At 63.5% G+C, this 2,317-nt stretch carries 2 protein-coding genes; both read right to left on the reverse strand.

Translation table 11 applies throughout. The annotated features are described in order from the left end of the window. Positions 1–18: 18 nt before the first annotated feature. Positions 19–1,488, reverse strand: coding sequence for an ATP-binding protein (locus OC610_RS25915; protein ID WP_269808098.1), 1,470 nt, complete (start codon positions 1,486–1,488; stop codon positions 19–21). Continuing rightward, a complete protein-coding gene (locus OC610_RS25920) occupies positions 1,478–2,209 on the reverse strand; it encodes a response regulator (RefSeq protein ID WP_030139365.1) in 732 nt (243 codons plus the stop codon). The genes OC610_RS25915 and OC610_RS25920 overlap by 11 nt, the downstream gene beginning before the upstream one ends. Between the last annotated feature and the right edge of the window lie 108 nt (positions 2,210–2,317).

A 2,317-nucleotide genomic window follows, 5' to 3' on the forward strand; every position in this document is an offset into this window, starting at 1 on the left:
AACGATAACGCGGTCCGACTAATCCACACTCCGAGGCAACTGCAACGTCACCCGCAACCCGCCTTCGCGCAGGTTCTGCAGGCTGACTTCGCCACCATGGCTGTGGGCAATGTTGCGGGCGATGCCCAGCCCCAAGCCGTAACCCTGCTGCTGCCCAGCCAGGCGAAAGTGCGGCTCGAAGACTTGCTCCAGGCGCTGTTCCGGCACGCCCGGACCTTCATCGTCGACGTGCAGGATGAACGCTGTTTCATCGTCATCGATGTGCAGGTGGGCACGCTGTCCGTATTTCAAGGCGTTGTCGATCAGGTTGCCGATGCAGCGCTTGAGGGCCAGCGGCTTGCCGGGATACGGCGCCAGCGCCCGGCCATCTTGGGTCACACGGCCGTTGCCGTTGGGCGCCAGGTAGGGCTCCACCAGGCAATCCAGCACATGATTGAGGTCCACCGGCTCGATGTTCTCGTGGATGTCGGTGTCCTTGACGCATTGCAGCGCGCCCTTGACCAGCAACTCCAACTCGTCCAGGTCACGGCCAAACTTGGCTTGCAGGTTTTCATCCTCCAGCAGCTCGACCCGCAACCGCAGCCGGGTGATGGGCGTGCGCAGGTCATGGGAGATCGCACTGAACAACTGGCTGCGCTCGGTCAGGTAGCGGCTGATGCGCTCGCGCATGGCGTTGAACGCCCGCCCCACTTCCACCACCTCACTGCCGCCGCCCTCGGCCACGGGCTGCACTTCAGCGCCAAGGGACATGTCCCGCGCGGCTCGGGCCAGACGCTTGAGTGGCCGGCTCTGCCAGTGCACCAGCAAGCCGATGAACAACAGCAACAGGCTACTGGTGAGCACGATGAAACCCACCTGCTGCTTGGGCAGGTCCTGTTCTTCGAGGCTGGTATAGGGTTCGGGCAGCAGCGAGGCGATGTACAGCCATTCGCCCGGCGCCATCTGGATCTGCGTGACCAGCACCGGCGGATTCACCGGTTCCAGCGTCAGGGCGTAATGGGCCCAGGAGCGCGGCAGCTCATCGAGTTTCAGCCCGCCGTTGAAGATCCGCAGGTCTTCGGGGCTGACGAACTTGACGGAGATATCGGCGTTGTTGCCCAGGGAACGTCGCAGCACTTCATCCACGGCCTGGAGCACCGCCAGCTTGCGCGGTGTCACGGGCAACACGTCCATGCCCAGCGGCTTGTCGTTGAGCGTGACGACAAACCGTGTGCCGCCCATGCTGCGCAACTGGTCCAGCACCAAGGGCCGATAGGCCACCGGCAGCGAGCGCAGATAGCTGACGGTGGCGGTCATCGAATGGGCGAGGCTGCGGGCGCTGGTGACCAGGCCTTCGAGCTGGGTGGCACGCAGTTGCGAGACCCAGATCAGGCTCGACAGCGTCTGGGCGAACAGCACAACCAGCAGGGTCAGCAACAGCATCCGCCCGAGCAACGAGCGCGGCACCGGTATCCGCCGGACAATTTTCCTGATCGCTTCAGTGGCCATTGCTGGCAACCACACTGGCCGCCAGTTGATAACCGCTGCCGCGCACCGTGCGAATCAACCGCGGCGGCTTATCCGTGTCGCGCAAGCGCTGGCGCAGGCGACTGACCGCCATGTCGACGATCCGGTCGAGGGGCATCAGTTCACGCCCTCGGGTGGCGTTGCCGATGGTGTCGCGGTCGAGGATTTCCTGGGGATGATCGAGGAACAGCTTGAGCAACGCGAAGTCGGCGCCGGAGAGGATCACTTCTTCGCCATCGGTGTGGAACAGCCGATGGCTGACCATGTCCAGCCGCCACTCGTCGAAGGCCAGCACGTCGCCGCCCGACCGTTCCTGGCCGAACTGTGCCCGGCGCAGCAGCGCCTTGATACGCGCCTGCAATTCACGCGGGCTGAACGGCTTGCCCAGGTAATCATCGGCCCCCAGCTCCAGGCCAATGACCCGGTCGGCCTCATCGGAACTGGCGGTGAGCATGATGATCGGCACATGGGCCTGGCGCGGGTGTTCGCGAACCCAGCGGCAAAGGCTGAAGCCGTCCTCGTCGGGCAGCATCACATCGAGGATCACCAGATCGCTCGGCGCCTCGTTCAAGGCCTGGCGAAACCCGGCGCCGTCAGGCGTGGTGCGCACCTGGAAACCCGCACGGCTGAGGTAAGTGTCCAGCAGTTCGCGAATCTCCTGGTCGTCGTCGACCAACAAAATCGATTTGTTCACTGAACTCACGGGGCCTCGTCCTTGTTGTTTGGATTGGGGGCGATTATGCCTGATGGATGAGGACTACAAACACACCACAAAACACACTACAAAACCCTGTGGGAGCGAGCTTGCTCG

The sequence above is a fragment of the Pseudomonas agronomica genome, from assembly GCF_025917275.1.
Classification (GTDB): domain Bacteria; phylum Pseudomonadota; class Gammaproteobacteria; order Pseudomonadales; family Pseudomonadaceae; genus Aquipseudomonas; species Aquipseudomonas agronomica.

Excerpts from the sequence above, each read along its gene's own strand:
- OC610_RS25915 (WP_269808098.1), bottom strand. The coding sequence starts at position 1,488 with ATGGCCACTGAAGCGATCAGGAAAATTGTCCGGCGGATACCGGTGCCG.